17 protein-coding genes are annotated in these 17,200 nt (G+C 70.1%); 4 read left to right on the plus strand and 13 right to left on the minus strand.

Features of this window, described 5'->3' with window-relative positions; translation table 11 throughout:
- Positions 1–1,591 (minus strand): MDR family MFS transporter (locus HY68_RS43580; RefSeq protein ID WP_063779625.1); only part of this gene is annotated, 1,591 nt, incomplete at its 3' end.
- Positions 1,592–1,700: 109 nt separating this feature from the next.
- Between HY68_RS43580 and HY68_RS08200 the strand changes: the two genes are divergently transcribed.
- Positions 1,701–2,300, plus strand: a complete 600-nt coding sequence (locus HY68_RS08200) for a TetR/AcrR family transcriptional regulator (protein WP_041986269.1) — start codon at positions 1,701–1,703, stop codon at positions 2,298–2,300.
- On the opposite strand, the gene HY68_RS08205 is transcribed toward HY68_RS08200, so the two are convergent.
- On the minus strand, positions 2,290–3,018 hold the full coding sequence (locus HY68_RS08205; RefSeq protein ID WP_041986273.1) for a M23 family metallopeptidase: 729 nt from the start codon (positions 3,016–3,018) through the stop codon (positions 2,290–2,292). The two genes, HY68_RS08200 and HY68_RS08205, sit on opposite strands and share 11 nt — an antisense overlap.
- A gap of 424 nt (positions 3,019–3,442) precedes the next feature.
- Between HY68_RS08205 and HY68_RS08210 the strand changes: the two genes are divergently transcribed.
- Entirely contained in the window at positions 3,443–4,288 is an 846-nt protein-coding gene (locus HY68_RS08210; RefSeq protein WP_041986278.1) for an alpha/beta hydrolase, read from the plus strand.
- A 95-nt stretch (positions 4,289–4,383) separates the two neighbouring features.
- Here HY68_RS08210 and HY68_RS08215 read toward each other — a convergent pair whose 3' ends face one another.
- Complete coding sequence (locus HY68_RS08215; RefSeq protein ID WP_041986281.1) at positions 4,384–6,909, minus strand: ATP-dependent Clp protease ATP-binding subunit; 2,526 nt, start codon at positions 6,907–6,909, stop codon at positions 4,384–4,386.
- Between the two features lie 451 nt (positions 6,910–7,360).
- Here HY68_RS08215 and HY68_RS08220 point away from each other — a divergent pair, with 451 nt between their 5' ends.
- Complete coding sequence (locus HY68_RS08220) at positions 7,361–7,954, plus strand: SCO3374 family protein (protein ID WP_041986285.1); 594 nt, start codon at positions 7,361–7,363, stop codon at positions 7,952–7,954.
- Here HY68_RS08220 and HY68_RS08225 read toward each other — a convergent pair.
- The 10 genes from HY68_RS08225 to HY68_RS08270 form a co-directional block, all read right to left on the minus strand.
- Positions 7,933–8,268 carry an Lsr2 family protein gene (locus tag HY68_RS08225; RefSeq protein ID WP_041986287.1) on the minus strand — a complete coding sequence of 112 codons (336 nt, stop codon included), beginning with the start codon at positions 8,266–8,268 and terminating at the stop codon, positions 7,933–7,935. The two genes, HY68_RS08220 and HY68_RS08225, sit on opposite strands and share 22 nt — an antisense overlap.
- A 143-nt stretch (positions 8,269–8,411) precedes the next feature.
- Positions 8,412–8,951 (minus strand): amino-acid N-acetyltransferase, encoded by a 540-nt coding sequence (locus HY68_RS08230; RefSeq protein WP_078863481.1) that lies wholly within the window; start codon positions 8,949–8,951, stop codon positions 8,412–8,414.
- A 10-nt stretch (positions 8,952–8,961) separates the two neighbouring features.
- Complete coding sequence (locus tag HY68_RS08235) at positions 8,962–9,384, minus strand: BlaI/MecI/CopY family transcriptional regulator (RefSeq protein ID WP_078863482.1); 423 nt, start codon at positions 9,382–9,384, stop codon at positions 8,962–8,964.
- 118 nt (positions 9,385–9,502) lie between these two features.
- On the minus strand, positions 9,503–9,667 hold the full coding sequence (locus HY68_RS43585) for a hypothetical protein (protein WP_041986299.1): 165 nt from the start codon (positions 9,665–9,667) through the stop codon (positions 9,503–9,505).
- A 14-nt stretch (positions 9,668–9,681) separates the two neighbouring features.
- Entirely contained in the window at positions 9,682–10,212 is a 531-nt protein-coding gene (locus tag HY68_RS08245; RefSeq protein ID WP_041986303.1) for a hypothetical protein, read from the minus strand.
- 144 nt (positions 10,213–10,356) lie between these two features.
- A complete protein-coding gene (locus tag HY68_RS08250; RefSeq protein ID WP_041986308.1) occupies positions 10,357–11,154 on the minus strand; it encodes a type III pantothenate kinase in 798 nt (265 codons plus the stop codon).
- Positions 11,154–12,206 (minus strand): carboxylating nicotinate-nucleotide diphosphorylase, encoded by a 1,053-nt coding sequence (gene nadC, locus HY68_RS08255; protein ID WP_041986312.1) that lies wholly within the window; start codon positions 12,204–12,206, stop codon positions 11,154–11,156. The genes HY68_RS08250 and nadC overlap by 1 nt, the downstream gene beginning before the upstream one ends.
- Positions 12,207–12,208: 2 nt before the next feature.
- Entirely contained in the window at positions 12,209–13,978 is a 1,770-nt protein-coding gene (locus HY68_RS08260; RefSeq protein ID WP_041986315.1) for an L-aspartate oxidase, read from the minus strand.
- Positions 13,975–14,868, minus strand: a complete 894-nt coding sequence (gene panC / locus HY68_RS08265; RefSeq protein WP_052457040.1) for a pantoate--beta-alanine ligase — start codon at positions 14,866–14,868, stop codon at positions 13,975–13,977. The genes HY68_RS08260 and panC overlap by 4 nt, the downstream gene beginning before the upstream one ends.
- Positions 14,865–15,800, minus strand: coding sequence for a DUF2520 domain-containing protein (locus tag HY68_RS08270; RefSeq protein WP_041986318.1), 936 nt, complete (start codon positions 15,798–15,800; stop codon positions 14,865–14,867). Before HY68_RS08270 ends, panC begins: the two co-directional genes overlap by 4 nt.
- Positions 15,801–15,934: 134 nt before the next feature.
- Between HY68_RS08270 and HY68_RS08275 the strand changes: the two genes are divergently transcribed.
- Positions 15,935–17,149 carry a beta-eliminating lyase-related protein gene (locus tag HY68_RS08275; RefSeq protein ID WP_041986320.1) on the plus strand — a complete coding sequence of 405 codons (1,215 nt, stop codon included), beginning with the start codon at positions 15,935–15,937 and terminating at the stop codon, positions 17,147–17,149.
- Positions 17,150–17,200 lie beyond the last annotated feature (51 nt).

Genomic DNA, 17,200 nt, shown 5'->3' on the forward strand with positions numbered 1-17,200 from the left:
CGGCCGTGGCCGTGGCCGCTGCCGCCGGGGCAGCGCCGTCGGTGGCGGCGGGCTTGGGGGCGGCGCCCCTGAGCGGGGTCTCCTTGACGAACCAGGCGGCGGCGAAGGCGATCACGGCGATGGCAGCGCCCAGGGTGAACGAGGCGTGCGTACCGACCGCCACCGCGTGCTGGTAGGCCTCGCGCATCGCGTCCGGCAGCTTCGCCAGGCTCGCCGCGTCCAGCTGCGCCGACTGGAGCGCGGGTGCGCCCTGTCCTGCGGCGTGGGCGCTGGCGGCCATCTCGTTCTGCACGCGGCTGGTGAACAGCGCGCCCATGATCGCGACACCGAAGGAGCTGCCGAGCGTACGGAAGAGGGTCGTGGACGAGGAGGCGACGCCCATGTCCTTCATCTCGACGCTGTTCTGCGCGACAAGCATCGTGATCTGCATCAGGAAGCCCATGCCCGCGCCGAGCACGGCCATGTAGATGCCGGAGGTCAGCCGGCTGGTGTCGGTGTCCATCGTGGAGAGCAGGTAGAGACCGACGACCATCAGGCCGCCGCCCAGGATCGGGAAGATCTTGTACTTGCCCGTGTTGGTGGTGACGCGTCCCGCGATCAGCGAGATGACCATCATCGCCAGCAGCATCGGCAGGAGCAGCAGACCGGAGTTGGTGGCCGAGGCGCCCTGCACCGCCTGCTGGTAGAGCGGCAGGAAGAGCGTCGCGCCGAACATCACGAAGCCGGTCACGAACCCGATCAGCGACATGACGGTGAAGTTGCGGCTGCGGAAGATGTGCAGCGGCATGATCGGCTCGGGCGCCCTGGTCTGGACGACGACGAAGCCGATGAGGGCGACGACACCCAGCGCGATGAGCTCCATGATGATCGCGGACGACCAGTCGTACTGCGTGCCGCCCCAGGTGGTGACGAGCACGATGGCGGTGATGCCGACGGTCAGCAGGCCCGCGCCGAGATAGTCGACCTTGACCTTGGAGCGGTCCTTCTTCTCCAGGTGCAGCACGGTCGTGATCATGATCAGCGCGACGGCACCGAGCGGGATGTTGATGTAGAAGCTCCAGCGCCAGCCGAGGTGGTCGGTGATGGTGCCGCCGACCAGCGGTCCGCCGATCATGGCGAGCGCCATCACGCCGGCCATCATGCCCTGGTACTTACCGCGCTCGCGGGGCGGGATGAGGTCACCGATGATCGCCATGACGCCGACCATCAGACCGCCCGCGCCGAGGCCCTGGATGGCCCGGAAGCCGATCAGCTCGTTCATGTTCTGTGCCATACCGCTCAGCACGGAGCCGATCAGGAAGATCACGATCGAGGTGAGGAAGACTCCCTTGCGCCCGTACAGGTCGCCGAGCTTGCCCCAGATCGGTGTCGACGCCGCCGTCGCCAGGGTGTACGCGGTTACCACCCAGGACAGATGTTCCAGTCCGCCCAGCTCACCGACGATGGTCGGCATCGCGGTGCCGACGATCATGTTGTCCAGCATGGCCAGCAGCATGGCGATCATCAGCGCCAGCAGTACGACCCGTACGCTGCGCGGCTGAGGTTCGGCCTTGGCCGGCTTGTCTTTCGACAGCTTCCCCGTAGAAGTCATGGTCCCCACTCGTTTCCTGGAACTTACTTGCCGCCCGGCAAGTTGGTTACACTGGGAAGGTAGCCTCGTACTAGCCGGGCGTCAAGTAAGTAATTCTCAGGAGAGTCGCATGGGCAGCACGCAGCACCCACGTAGGGGGGACACCCGCCGGCGGATCCAGGACGTGGCCCTGGAACTGTTCGTGGAGCAGGGGTACGAGAAGACCTCGCTGCGGGAGATCGCCGAACGGCTCGACGTCACGAAGGCGGCGCTGTACTACCACTTCAAGACCAAGGAAGACATCCTGGTCAGCCTGTTCGAGGACCTGGCGCGGCCGCTCGACGAGCTGATCGCCTGGGCGAAGGAACAGCCCCAGACGCTGGAGGCCAAGCAGGAGATCCTGCGCCGCTACAGCGAGGCGCTGCAGGGCGCGACACCGCTGTTCCGGTTCATGCAGGAGAACCAGGCCGAGGTACGCGACCTCAGCATCGGCGAGACTTTCAAGGGCCGCATGATGGGGCTCGCCAGCCTGCTGCTGGTCCCGGAACCCTCACTGATCGACCGGGTCCGCTGCTCGTCGGCGCTCTTCACGATGCACGCGGGCATGTTCGCCCTGCGGGACGTCGAAGGCGACCCCGAGGAGAAACGGAATGCCATCCTTGAGGTCGCCATCGAATTGATCAGCCAGGCCTACCAGCGGTCCGGCTCGGATCCGAGCGTCACACCTTGACGCCGACGGAGTGCAGGAACGTGACCGGGTTGATCGCCGAGCCGTAGTTCGGGGTCGTCCGGATCTCGAAGTGCACGTGCGGGCCGGTCGTGTTGCCGGTGTTGCCGGACAGGGCGATCTGCTCGCCCGTCTTGACCTGCTCGCCTATGTGCACCTGAACCTTCGACAGGTGCGCGTACTGCGAGTACTTGCCGTTCGAGTGCTTGATCACGACGGCGTTGCCGTAGGCCGGACCGTCACCCGCGCCGTTGCCGCCCGCCTTCACGACGGTGCCGGTGTGCACGGCGTGCACGGGGGTGCCGATCGGCACCGCGTAGTCCTGGCCCGAGTGCTTGTGCGCCCAGCGGTTGCCCGCGTCGTCGAACTTCGCCGTGAGCTGGTACTTCGAGACGGGGTCGATCCAGGAAGCGGCCTTCTTCGCCGCCGCCTTCTTCACCGCCGCCGCCTTCGCGACCTTGGCCTGCTTGGCGTGGACCGCGGCCGTGGCCTGCGCGTCCGCCTGCTTCTGTACGGCGGTGACGGCCGAAATGTCGGAAGCGGCCGAAACGTTGGACACCTTACCGAGCGAGGCGGCGCCGGCGCCGGCATCGCTGCCGGTCGCTGCGAACGCGGCCCCGGCCCCGGACGCCATCGCCACACCCAGTCCTGCGGCCAGCACAACGGCGCGGGTACGCATGACGGACGAGCGGGAAGAACGGGACTGTGTGCGCTGCGACATACGGAATGAACCTCCGGGCAAGAATGGACCCGGCACGGGAAGCCGGGCTGACCACACCTTGATAACCCGACCGCCCATCTCCCCCCAAAACGCCCATCTACGACATGACGTCGTAGCCGCGGTCACGGCAGTCCGGCCCTTGACGCCGCCACCACGCGTCCATGCGGCGCATCGAATGCACCGATTAATGCGAAATGCCAAACATGCGGCACTATTCCGGCTAGTAGCGCGGAAAACGCCTGTGCGCCTTGTCACGGCCGCCGGGCACTAAGGCTGTCCGATTCGGGACCAAGGGCCTTACCTGTCGCCCGGCGCATTTCCCCGCCCCCGCATTACCCGCGGCGTAATCGACCCCGGACAGGCCCCGCCGCAGGATGGATCCCGCACCGGAGCCCCACGGAGCCGAACGGGAAGGGCCAGCACCATGCCGTACTTCACCACGCCGACCGACGACACCCGGCTGCACTACATCGACCACGGACCGCGGAACGGCCCCACGACCGTCTTCCTGAGCAGCAGCTACCTCGGCTCCGAGATGTGGGAGCGGCAGACCGTCCCGCTGGCCGAGGCCGGCCACCGCTGCGTCGGCATCGACCGGCGCGGACACGGCCGCTCGGACGACGTCTGGGACGGCTTCGACCTGGACACGCTCGCCACGGACGTCGCCGCCCTGCTGGACCTGCTCGATCTGCGGGAGGTCACCCTGGTCGGCCACTCCATGGGCGGCGTCGAAGCGGTCCGCTACCTCACCCGGTACGGCGGGCGCGGGCGGGTGGCCAGGCTGGCACTGGTGGCGAGCATCGCCCCCGGACTGGCCGCATCGGCCACCAACCCCGACGGGATGACACCCGCCGAGCTACGGGCGTCGAGCGACTGGTTCCGCCGGGACAGGCTGGACTTCTTCGAGAGCGGCGCCGACTCCTTCTTCGCCTCCCACCTCCCCGGCAACGAGGTCTCCCCCGCGTACGTGCGGCACATGGTGGGACGCTGCGCCCTCTCCACCCTGCGGGCCGGGCTCGCGATGCAGGACATCGGAGCGAGCGTCGACCTGACGCCGGAACTCCCGGAGATCGGCCTGCCGGCCCTGGTCCTGCACGGCACGCACGACACCTCGGCGCCGATCGAATTCACCGGGCGCAGGTCGGCGGAGCTGCTGCCCGACGCGACCCTGCGGGTGTACGAGAACGGCGGCCACGGCATGTTCGCCACGCACGCCGCCCGGCTGACCGCCGACCTGCGGTCGTTCGCCGACGGGGTACTGCCGGCCTGAGCGCGCCGCGAGGCACCTGGGCACAGCGGAAAAGGGGCTGCCCCGGACCGTACGGTCCGGGGCAGCCCCTTCAGTCGTTCAGCTCGGAGCGAGCGTCACGCTTCCTTGGTCAGGTTCGGTCCGGCACCGCCGGCCGCCTGCTCGATCGGAGGAGCGTCCGGCAGGGCCGACTTCTCCTCGCCACGGAAGGTGAACTTCTCCGCCTCGCCCTCGCCCTCGGCTCCCACGACCACGATGTGGCCGGGGCGCAGCTCCCCGAAGAGGATCTTCTCGGAGAGCGAGTCCTCGATCTCGCGCTGGATGGTCCGGCGCAGCGGCCGGGCGCCCAGCACGGGGTCGTAACCCTTCTTGGCGAGGAGCGACTTCGCGGCCGGGCTGAGCTCAAGGCCCATGTCCCGGTCCTTCAGACGCTCGTCCACCTTGGCGACCTCAAGATCGACGATCTGGATGATGTCTTCCTCGGTGAGCTGGTGGAAGACGATCGTGTCGTCGACACGGTTGAGGAACTCGGGCCTGAAGTGCTGCTTGAGCTCTTCGTTGACCTTGTTCTTCATCCGCTCGTAGTTCGACTTGGTGTCGCCCTGGGCGGCGAAGCCCAGGTTGAACCCCTTGGAGATGTCCCGGGTCCCGAGGTTGGTCGTCATGATGATGACCGTGTTCTTGAAGTCCACGACCCGGCCCTGGGAGTCGGTCAGGCGACCGTCCTCCAGAACCTGGAGCAGGGAATTGAAGATATCGGGGTGGGCCTTCTCGACCTCGTCGAAGAGAACGACGGAGAACGGCTTCCTGCGGACCTTCTCGGTGAGCTGGCCGCCCTCCTCGTAGCCCACGTAACCGGGGGGCGAACCGAAGAGACGGGAAACCGTGTGCTTCTCGCTGAACTCCGACATGTCGAGGGAGATCAGCGCGTCCTCGTCGCCGAAGAGGAATTCGGCGAGCGTCTTGGACAGCTCGGTCTTACCGACGCCGGACGGGCCGGCGAAGATGAACGAGCCACCGGGGCGCTTCGGGTCCTTCAGACCCGCTCGCGTACGGCGGATGGCCTGCGAGAGCGCCTTGATGGCGTCCTTCTGGCCGATGACGCGCTTGTGGAGCTCGTCCTCCATGCGGAGCAGCCGCGAGGACTCCTCCTCGGTGAGCTTGAAGACCGGGATGCCGGTGGCCGTCGCCAGGACCTCGGCGATCAGCTCCTCGTCCACCTCGGCGACGACGTCCATGTCGCCGGCCTTCCACTCCTTCTCGCGCTTGGTCTTCGCCGCCAGCAGCTGCTTCTCCTTGTCGCGGAGAGAGGCTGCCTTCTCGAAGTCCTGGGAGTCGATCGCCGACTCCTTGTCGCGGCGCACGCCCGCGATCTTCTCGTCGAACTCGCGGAGGTCCGGCGGCGCGGTCATCCGGCGGATACGCATCCGGGAGCCGGCCTCGTCGATCAGGTCGATCGCCTTGTCCGGCAGGAAGCGGTCCGAGATGTACCGGTCGGCCAACGTCGCGGCGGCGACCAGCGCGGAGTCCGTGATGGACACGCGGTGGTGCGCCTCGTAACGGTCGCGCAGACCCTTGAGGATCTCGATCGTGTGCGGCAGCGACGGCTCGGCCACCTGGATCGGCTGGAAACGGCGCTCAAGGGCCGCGTCCTTCTCCAGGTGCTTGCGGTACTCGTCGAGCGTCGTGGCACCGATCGTCTGCAGCTCGCCACGGGCCAGCATCGGCTTCAGGATCGAGGCGGCGTCGATCGCGCCCTCGGCGGCGCCCGCACCCACCAGGGTGTGGAGCTCGTCGATGAACAGGATGATGTCGCCGCGGGTGCGGATCTCCTTGAGGACCTTCTTCAGCCGCTCCTCGAAGTCACCGCGGTAGCGGGAGCCCGCCACCAGCGCGCCGAGGTCCAGCGTGTAGAGGTGCTTGTCCTTCAGGGTCTCGGGCACCTCGCCCTTGACGATGGCCTGTGCGAGGCCTTCGACGACCGCCGTCTTGCCGACGCCGGGCTCGCCGATGAGCACGGGGTTGTTCTTCGTACGGCGGGACAGCACCTGCATGACCCGCTCGATCTCCTTCTCGCGCCCGATGACCGGGTCGAGCTTGGACTCACGAGCGGCCTGGGTGAGATTCCGGCCGAACTGGTCGAGGACCAGGGACGTGGAGGGCGTGCCCTCGGCAGGACCGCCGGCTGTGGCGGCCTCTTTGCCCTGGTATCCGGAGAGCAGCTGGATGACCTGCTGCCGCACCCGGTTGAGATCGGCGCCCAGCTTCACGAGGACCTGGGCTGCGACGCCCTCGCCCTCGCGGATCAGGCCGAGCAGGATGTGCTCCGTGCCGATGTAGTTGTGGCCCAGCTGAAGGGCCTCGCGGAGCGACAGCTCCAGGACCTTCTTGGCACGGGGGGTGAAGGGGATGTGCCCGGACGGGGCCTGCTGGCCCTGACCGATGATCTCCTCCACCTGCTGGCGGACCGCCTCGAGCGAAATCCCGAGGCTCTCCAGGGCCTTAGCGGCGACACCCTCACCCTCGTGGATCAGGCCCAGGAGGATGTGCTCGGTGCCGATGTAGTTGTGGTTGAGCATCCGGGCTTCTTCCTGAGCCAGGACGACAACCCGCCGCGCGCGGTCGGTGAACCTCTCGAACATCGTTAATCGCTCCTCAGAGCGGTCAGGCAGTAAAGGGGTCGGTCCCCTCCCTGTCCTTCCGCAGCTTAGTCCCGCAAGCGGGGACCGCTCATTCCAACTGCCGGATCCGTCCGGAACACCCACGCTACGACAAGGGACGTTCATCCCGAACAGCTGACAACAGCTCCAACCTGATGGTGCGAGACGATGTTCCCCCAGGCCAGCCACATACCCTCACCATCACTACGCCGATGGCGAACGTGAGACGCCCGGGACAGCGTGTCGCCCCTCCCCACTAGGAATGTCTTACCCGCAAGCACGGACAGTCCATGCGGCGCGCACGGTTTCCCTCCGCTACGGGCGAACACCATTGCACTCCCGAATGCTCCCGCACGCCCCAATACCGGATACTCAGTGCGAACGGTCGCCGACACAGCGTAACTCCGCGCCGCGATCGGGAGTTGCTGGGGGTATGGCCTCCACAGTCCCGCATCCGCGCGGCCCGCTCGACGGCGCGGCGCGGTGGTACGAGCACGAACTCGGCTGGGCGGCGCGGGAAGGCTCCCCGCTGCGGCTGAGAACCGGGCTGAGTTTCGACGTCCTGGAGATGCCGGCCGGTGCGGGCGCGGCCGTCCTGCGCAGAATCGGCCGCACGGGCCCGGTGGCGCTCAGCGGCGACCGGCGGCTGCTGCGGTTCCTGGTGGCGGCGGGAAGCGCGGAGGAGCTGCCCGGACTGCTCAGCTGGCTGGAGTGGGGCGGCATCGAGCTGGGTCTCACGGCGCTGGGCGCCGGCGGGCTGATGCGGGCGCCCACGCCGCCGCGGTGGCCGTACGCCGCCGCGCAGGGGGCCGCCGTATGGGTGCGGCCCCCCGAGCCTGGACGCGAGGTGGTACCGGCACTGCCGGTCCTGGCGCCGTTCGGTGACGGCGCTCGCAGCGGGGGCAGGGGTGGGGGTGCCCCCGATCTCGTACGACTCGTGGACGCGGCGGCGACGGAGTGCCACCGGGCCCGACTGCTCTCCGGCGGAAATATTCGTGCGAATGGTCAGCCGTTGGCCTTCTCGTAAGCCTCGCGGATCTCGGCGGGAACACGGCCGCGGTCGTTCACGCTGTAGCCGTTGTCCTTGGCCCACTTGCGGATTTCCGCGGTGTCCTTGTTCCCACCGGTGGCGACGCGGCCCTTCCCGCGGCCACCCGCCGCACGGCCACCGGTACGGCGGCCACTCTTGGTGTAAGGATCGAGCAGCCCACGGAGCTTGTCCGCATTGGCAGTCGTGAGGTCGATCTCGTAGGTCTTGCCGTCGAGCGCGAACGTGACGGTCTCGTCCGCCTCGCCGCCGTCGAGGTCATCGACAAGAAGGACCTGAACCTTCTGTGCCACCGGATTTCCTTTCATCGAAAATGCAGTACGCGGAAAGGAAACCGCTTTTCTCCGAAAAACACAAACCCTCGGCAGAGGTTCAGAGGCGCAAGAAGACGGGAAACGTGCGCGATTCGGACATAGGGATCCCGTAGGTTCCGCTGTCACAGGTGCAGAAGCATCCGACTGTTGCCCAAGGTGTTCGGCTTCACTCGTTCGAGACCCAGGAACTCGGCAACACCCTCGTCATAGGAACGCAGCAGCTCCCGGTAGACATCTCGGTCGACCGGTGTCTCACCGATCTCCACGAACCCGCGCTTGCCGAAGAAGTCGACTTCGAAGGTGAGGCAGAATACCCGGCGCACTCCGAGCCAGCGTGCCGTCTCCAGCAGCTTGTCCAGCAGTTGATGGCCCACTCCGAGGCCCTTGACCGCAGGATCCACCGCCAGCGTGCGCACTTCCGCGAGGTCTTCCCACATCACATGAAGGGCTCCGCAGCCGATGACACTCGCGTCCTCGGCGCGTTCCGCCACCCAGAACTCCTGGATGTCCTCGTAAAGGGTCACCGGCGCTTTGTCGAGGAGGATGCCTTCGCCCACGTAAGCGTCGACGAGTCGGCGGACAGCGGGTACATCCCTGGTCCTGGCGCGCCGGACGGTGACGGCATTTGCGGCGGCATTGGGAAGCGGAAGCACTGAGGACATGACCGGGACGCTATCGCCCCGCGTCCGCTCCCCCGTCGGCGGGCTCGTCCCCGGCTTCCGGATCCTCTTCCGGTTCGACGCGCACCATACGCACGGCGTCCTGCAGAGCCGTGCGCTGCTCGGCCGACATCATGCCGAAGAAGGCGACTAGCGCGGCCGCGGGGTTGTCACTCTTCCCCCATGCCTCGTTCATGAGAGCCGCCGCGTAGGCGGCGCGGGTGGAGACCGCCGTATATCTATAGGCGCGGCCGTCGACTTCCCTGCGCACCCAGCCCTTCTGATGGAGATTGTCCATTACGGTCATGACGGTCGTGTAGGCGATGGACCGTTCCCGCTGAAGGTCTTCGAGGACTTCCCTGACGGTGACCGGACGGTTCCATTGCCAGACGCGAGTCATGACGGCGTCTTCCAGGTCTCCCAATTGACGGGGCACACCGTCACCCTAGTGCGAGATGTCCGAATAGCCAGTTATCCACCGCACAGACGGCGCGGACAGCACAAAAAGGACGTACGACCGGCGCCGGTCGTACGTCCCCGAGCCGGCCCGCGGCTCACTTCTGCTGGGCGGCTGCTTCCGCGCGTGCGATCGCCGCGTCGACCGCGGCGTCTTCCTTCGCCTTGTTCGGGCCGCCCTGGCTCTTGACGATCGTCCGGACCAGGAAGATGAAGAAAGTAGCCATCACCACGGGGGGCACAAGCGCGGATACATAGTCCATACCGACCAGACTAGCTACCCCGCGGCCAGTTCCTCCGGCGGGGGCGCCGGACGGCGGCGTGGCGGGAAGACCTCGGACGGCTTGGGCATCGGACGGCCGGGCGCGGGGCGCTCCCCCGGCTTCGGCCCGTCCGGCCGGTTCGGTTCCTTCGGCTCGGGCTGCTCGGGCTTGTGCGGCCCTTCGGCCGCCCCGACGAGCGTCAGCACCCGGGCGGCGCGGCACCGCTCCAGCAGTGCGGCTGCCGCGGGGTTGCCGCGCAGGGCGCGCAGCGCCGCGAGGTCGTCGGGCCGGGCCTGGTACCCGACGGCCAGCGCGTCCTGAAGCAGTTCCAGATAGCCGCTGAGCGAGCCGGGCAGGGCGGCGCGGTACCTCGCGAGGTCGGCGACGAGGAACGCGCGCAGCCGGCCTGCCTCCTGGTCCGCCTCGTCGACGGACCTGGCGAGCGTCAGACAGTCCCGTACGGCGTCGTCAGGAAGCGGGGCGGGGTCGAGGGCGACAGCGAGGGCGCGTCGGAGCACACGCAGCTCGTCAGCGCCGAACGCCATGCCGCCGCGGAATCCGTATGGCGTGGGCATGCGGCGACCTTACGCACCGAACCGGACAAAATCCGTTTAACGTTCATTGGTGGGCGCGGCTCGCACAGGCTCCCGGTTCGCACCGGCCCCCGGCTCGCACAGCGCCCACCCCGCTCACATCCGGGCGACGTTCCTCTCGTACACCAGGCGCAGCCCGATCAGGGTCAGCCACGGCTCGTGCTCGTCGATCACCGAGGCCTCGCCCAGCACCATCGGGGCCAGCCCGCCCGTCGCGATGACCGTGACCTCGTCGGGGTCGTCGGCCAGCTCGCGCGCCATCCGCGCGACCACCCCGTCGACCTGCCCGGCGAAGCCGTACAGGATGCCGGACTGCATCGCCTCGACGGTGTTCTTGCCGATCACGCTGCGCGGCCTGGCCAGCTCGATCTTGCGGAGCTGGGCGCCCCTGACGCCGAGCGCCTCGACGGAGATCTCGATGCCGGGCGCGATGACACCGCCCGCGTACTCGCCGCGGGCGCTGACCGCGTCGAACGTCGTCGCCGTACCGAAGTCGACGACGATCGCGGGACCGCCGTACAGATCGACGGCGGCGACCGCGTTGATGATGCGGTCGGCGCCGACCTCCTTCGGGTTGTCCATCAGGATCGGCACGCCCGTCTTGATGCCGGGCTCGACCAGGACGGCGGGCACGTCGCCGTAGTAGCGGCGGGTCACCTCGCGCAGCTCGTGCAGCACGGACGGGACCGTCGAGCAGATCGCGATACCGCTGACCCCGTCGCCCAGGTCGTCGCCGAGCAGCGGGTGCATGGACATCAGGCCCTGGAGGAGCACCGCCAGCTCGTCGGCGGTGCGGCGGGCGTCGGTGGAGATCCGCCAGTGCTCGACGATCTCCTCACCGTCGAACAGACCGAGCACGGTGTGGGTGTTGCCCACGTCGATGGTGAGCAGCATCAGCTCGTCGTCCCGTCCGCTTCACGCAGGTCGAGACCGATGTCGAGGATCGGGGACGAGTGGGTGAGGGCGCCGACCGACAGATAGTCGACGCCGGTCTCCGCGTAGGCGCGGGCGTTCTCCAGCGCGAGCCGTCCCGAGGACTCCAGGAAGGCCCGGCCGTCGACGATCGCCACCGCCTCCGCCGTCTCCTCCGGGGTGAAGTTGTCCAGCAGGATCAGGTCGGCGCCCGCTTCGAGCACCTCGCGCACCTGGTGGAGGGTGTCGACCTCGACCTCGATCGCCAGGTCCGGGTACTGCGCGCGGACGGCCTTGAACGCCTCGGCCACCCCGCCCGCGGCGACGACGTGGTTGTCCTTGACCAGCGCGGCGTCGGAGAGCGACATCCGGTGGTTGACCCCGCCGCCGCAGCGCACCGCGAACTTCTCCAGGGCGCGCAGCCCCGGCGTCGTCTTGCGGGTGTCGCGGACCTTGGCGTGGCTGCCTTCGAGCACGTCGGCCCAGGCGCGGGTGGCGGTCGCGATGCCGGACAGCCGGCACAGCAGGTTGAGCGCGCTGCGCTCGGCGGTGAGCAGGTCGCGGGTGCGGGTGGTGACGCTGAGCAGCTTCTGGCCCGCCTCGACCCGGTCGCCGTCGGCCGCGTGCCGCTCCACCTCGAACTCGTCGGAGCAGACGACGGACAGCACGGCCTCGGCGATGTGCAGACCGGCGACGGTGCCTGCCTCACGCGCGGTGAAGTCGCCGGTGGCCACGGCGTCCTCGGGGACGGTCGCCGCCGTCGTCACGTCGATGCCGTGGTCGAGGTCTTCCTCGATGGCCACGTGCGCGACGTCCTCGACCTGGACGGGGTCCAGGCCCGCCTCGGCGAGCAGCCGGGCGAGCGCGGGGTCGAGGCCGCACTCCAGGTCGTCGAGGCTGAACCCCTCGTCGCCGGTGGAACAGGCGCAGCCGTCGCCGCAGGCACCGGCGGACGCCGAGGCGGCCGGGGCGCCGATCTGGATCAGCGGTACGGCCACCGGCTCGGGACGCTGATTTTCTTCGGGCGTGCTCACGGTTACGGCTCCCTGGGGACGTCGGCGGGAAGGGTGAACGGGGACGGTGCGGCGGAGGGTGACACGGGCGGGAACCCGGATCCTTCGGTACGGGTGACCACGAGCCCCTGGGCCTGGCTCTGGTCGCGGCCCTGATCGGACGTCAGGCGTACGACCAGGTGCCGGCGCCAGTGCGCGTCGTCCCGGTCGGGCCGGTCTTCGCGCCAGTGGCAGCCACGGGTCTCCTCGCGCCGCTGGGCGGCGGCGACCAGCACCTGGGCGACGCAGAGGAGGTTGGTCGTCTCCCAGGAGTCGACACCGGGCTCGGCCGCCTTGCCGTCGGCGTACGGGACGTCCTGGTGGACGGCCTCCAGCGCCTCGGCGGCGGCGCCCAGACTCCGGGCGGAGCGCAGGACGCCCGCGCCCTCGGACATGATCCGCTGGATGGCGAGCCGGGCCTCGGGGGCGACGAGGGGCAGCGGGGGACCGGCCAGTTCGAAAGCCGTGACACCCGCTTCAGGAGAGCGGTGCTCTTTGGTTGTGGACGCGTGGTGCTCCGTGATGTCCGCCGCGATGCGCTCCGCGAACACCAGTCCCTCCAGCAGCGAGTTGGACGCCAGCCTGTTCGCGCCGTGCACGCCCGTGCACGCCACCTCGCCGCACGCGTACAGCCCCGGCACCGTCGTACGGCCGCGCAGGTCGGTGCGGACGCCGCCGGACGCGTAGTGGGCCGCGGGCGCCACCGGGATCGGTTCGGTGACCGGGTCGATGCCGTGCGCGCGGCAGGCCGCCAGGATCGTGGGGAAGCGGGTCTCCCACATCTCGGCGCCGAAGTGCCGCGCGTCCAGGTACATGTGCTCGGCGCCCTGCTCCAGCATCCTGCGCGTGATCGCCTTGGCGACGATGTCGCGCGGCGCCAGCTCGGCCAGTTCGTGCTGGTCGAGCATGAAGCGCACCCCGTCGGCGTCCACGAGATGGGCGCCCTCGCCCCGTACCGCCTCGGAGACCAGCGGCTGCTGGCCCTCCGCGCCCGCGCCCAGGAACAGCACCGTCGGGTGGAACTGCACGAACTCCAGGTCCGAGACCTCGGCCCCTGCGCGCAGCGCGAGCGCGACGCCGTCGCCGGTGGAGACCGGGGGGTTGGTGGTGGCCGAGAAGACCTGGCCCATGCCGCCGGTCGCCAGGATCACGGCGGGGGCGAGGACGGCCCCCACGCCGTCGTGCTGGCCCTCGCCCATGACATGGAGGGTCACGCCCGACGTACGGCCCTGCTCGTCCGTGAGCAGGTCGAGCGCCAGGGCGTTCTCGACCGTGGTGAGCGCGGCGCCGCGTACCGCATCGACCAGGGCGCGGGAGACCTCGGCGCCCGTCGCGTCGCCGCCCGCGTGGGCGATACGGCGCCGGTGGTGGCCGCCTTCGCGGGTGAGCTGGAGGTCGCCTGCGTCCGACAGGTCGAAGTGGGCGCCGGTCTCGATCAGCCGGCGTACGGCGGCGGGGCCTTCGGTGACGAGGGTCCGTACGGCGTCCTCGTCGCACAGGCCGGCGCCCGCGACGAGCGTGTCGTCCAGGTGCTGCTCGGGGGTGTCGCCCTCGCCGAGCGCGGCGGCGATCCCGCCCTGCGCCCAGCGGGTGGAGCCGTCGTCCAGCCGGGCCTTGGTGACGACGACCGTACGCAGTCCGGCGGCGGTGCAGCGCAGGGCCGCGGTGAGTCCGGCGACGCCGGAGCCCACGACGACGACGTCCGCGTCGACCGCCCATCCGGGTGCGGGCGCTGTCAGCCGTATTCCGTTCACGTGCGGGCTCCGAAGGTCAGGCTGATGTTGTCGATCAGCCGGGTGGTGCCGACTTTCGCCGCCACGGCGAGGATCGCCTCGCCCGTGTGGCCTTCGGCGGCCTCGGTGAAGTCGGCCGGGTCGACCAAGGCCAGATAGTCGAGGTCCAGGGGCGGTTCGGCGCCCGCCGCCTCGTCGAGGACGGCGCGGGCGGCGGCCCGTACGGCGTCGGGCCCTGCCGGCTCCGCCGCCGCGAGCCGGTCGCGGCCCGCGAACAGGGCCCGGGAGAGCGTGAGTGCGGTCCGCCGCTCGGCGTCGGACAGGTAGCGGTTACGGCTGGACAGGGCCAGCCCGTCGTCCTGACGGACCGTCGGAGCGGCGACGACCTCGACGGGGAAGTTCAGGTCGGCGACCATCCGGCGTACCAGCGCGACCTGCTGGGCGTCCTTCGCGCCGAAGAACACCACGTCGGGCGCGGTGAGATGGAGCAGTTTGGCGACGACGGTGAGCATGCCGTCGAAGTGCCCGGGGCGTGACGCGCCTTCGTAGCGCTCCCCCATGGGCCCGGCGGCAATGGTGATCTGCGGGGCGCCGCCCGGGTAGACCTCGTCGACCGGCGGGGCGAACACGGCGTCGGCGCCCGCCGCCTCCACGGTCTTCAGGTCGGCTTCGAGGGTGCGCGGGTAGCGGTCGAGGTCTTCGCCCGCGCCGAACTGGAGAGGGTTGACGAAGACGGTGACGATCACGAACCCGGCGGGCCCGACGGCTTCGCGCGCCGCGCGCACCAGGCTGGCGTGGCCCTCGTGGAGCGCGCCCATGGTGAACACCGCCGCCGTTCGACCGCGGCCTTCGGCGGCGGCCAGCAGCCGGTGCAGATCGGCGCGGGTGGGCGCGAGTGCGAGGGGGGTCATCGGCTGTCTCCGTCCGCGGGGGCGTCGTCGGAAAGGGCGTCGAGCAGGTCTTCGGCCAGCTCCGGCTTGAGCAGCCCGTGCGCGAGCGCGCGGTCCGCCGTCGTACGGGCCATCGCGAGATAGCCGGCGACGGCGCCGGGCGCGTGCTTGCGCAACTCGCTGACGTGCGCGGCGACCGTGCCCGCGTCGCCGCGCGCGACCGGTCCTGTCAGGGCGCTGTCGCCGGAGCGCAGGGCGTTGTCGAGGGCCGCGCCGAGCAGCGGGCCGAGCATCCGGTCGGGGGCGGCGACGCCCGCGGTCCTGAGCAGTTCCATCGACTGGGCCACCAGCGTGACCAGGTGGTTCGCGCCGAGCGCCAGGGCCGCGTGGTAGAGCGGGCGGGACTCCTCGGCGATCCACTCGGGTTCGCCGCCCATCTCGATGACCAGCGCCTCGGCGGCCAGCCGCAGCTCGTCGGGGGCGGTGACGCCGAAGGAGCAGCCCGCCAGCCGCTGCACGTCCACGGAGGTGCCGGTGAAGGTCATCGCGGGGTGCAGCGCGAGCGGCAGGGCCCCCGCGCGCAGGGCCGGGTCGAGGACCCGGGCGCCGTAGCGCCCCGAGGTGTGGACGAGGAGCTGCCCCGGCCGTACGGCGCCGGTCTCGGCGAGCCCTTCGACCAGTCCGGGCAGCGCGTCGTCGGGGACGGTCAGCAGGACCAGCTCGGCGCGTGCGAACACGTCGGCGGGGGTCACCAGCGGCACGTCGGGCAGCAGCTCCGCCGCTCTGCGTACGGAGGCGTCCGAGACGCCGGACACGGCGACGGGGCGGTGCCCGGCCTGCCGCAGCGCCGCTGCGAGGGCCGGCCCCACCCGTCCCGCACCGACCACACCGACGGTCAGACGGGCGGGCCGGTCCCGGGGATCGAGAGGTTCCTGTGCTGCTCTGGGGTTCACGCGGCGGGGCCTTCCGTTCCAGTCCGCGGGGGGTACCGGACGATTTCTGGCCATGCTACGCCAGCGCACAGGGCACTTTCCTGGGCACACGGACCGGGCTGGGAAACGGGCGGCGGCTGCGCGATGATCGGCTCATGGGTGACACGAGCGAGCAGGCGGCCGAACAGCCGGAACAGGACGGTACGGCCTCGAAGCGGGACGCCGGCCGGCGCAGGCGGGCCGCGCACCGCGGCGCCGAGCGGGTGCTGGCGCGGGGTGCCTGGGACCGGTCGATGGGCGAATGCCTCACCGCTCTCGCCGAGGACGGCGCTTCGGTGTACGACATGGCGGCCTCGCCCGACATCTACGGCGACGGGGTCGTCGCCGAGCTGGAGCGCCGGGTCGCGGAACTGCTGGAGACGGACGCCGCCGCGTTCTTCCCGACGGGCACGATGGCGCAGCAGGTGGCGCTGCGCTGCTGGGCGGGGCGTACCGGCAACCCGGTCGTGGCGATCCATCCGCTCGCCCACCCCGAGGTCCACGAGGAGGGCGCGCTGCCGACCGTCAGCGGCGTGCGTACGGTCCATCCGACCCGGGAGCCCCGGCTGCCGACCGCCGACGAGGTCCGCGACCTCGGTGAGCCCTTCGGCACGCTGATGCTGGAACTGCCTCTGCGGGACGCGGGGTTCGTGCTGCCGTCCTGGGACGAGCTGATCGACGTGGTGGACGCGGCGCGCGAGCGGGACGCCGTCGTGCACTTCGACGGCGCCCGGCTGTGGGAGACCGTGACGCACTTCGGCCGCCCGCTCGCCGACATCGCGGGGCTCGCCGACAGCGTGTACGTGTCGTTCTACAAGTCCCTGGGCGGTCTGTCCGGCGCGATGCTCGCCGGCTCGGAGAGCCTGGTCGACGAGGCCCGGGTCTGGCGCCACCGCTACGGCGGCCAGCTCTACCAGCAGTACCCGGCGGCGCTCGCCGCCCTGGTGGGCCTCGACCGTGAACTGCCCCGGCTGCCGTCGTACGTGGCGCACGCGCGCGTGGTGGCCACGGCGCTCGCCGAGGGGTTCGCCGCTTCGGCGGCCCCGTGGTTCCGGGTGCACCCCGACCCGCCGCACACGCATCAGTTCCAGGTGTGGCTGCCGTTCGGGCAGCGGGTGCTGAACGAGGCGTCGCTGCGCCAGGCGGAGGAGACGAAGGTGGCGCTGTTCGGCCACTGGAGCGCGCCCGGCACAGCGCTGCCCGGCGTCGCGATGACCGAGGTGACGGTGGCGGCGGCCGGCCTGGAGTGGACGCCGGACGACGTGCGCACGGCGGTCGCGGACTTCGTCGAGCTGGTGGTCGAGGAACAGGAACGCGAACTGCGGGTGTAGCCGGCGGGGCCGTCGGGCTGGGCGCCGCGCCGCCCGCCCGCGGCTGGCGCA

The organism is Streptomyces sp. AcH 505 (assembly GCF_000818175.1).
Taxonomy (GTDB): Bacteria; Actinomycetota; Actinomycetes; order Streptomycetales; family Streptomycetaceae; genus Streptomyces.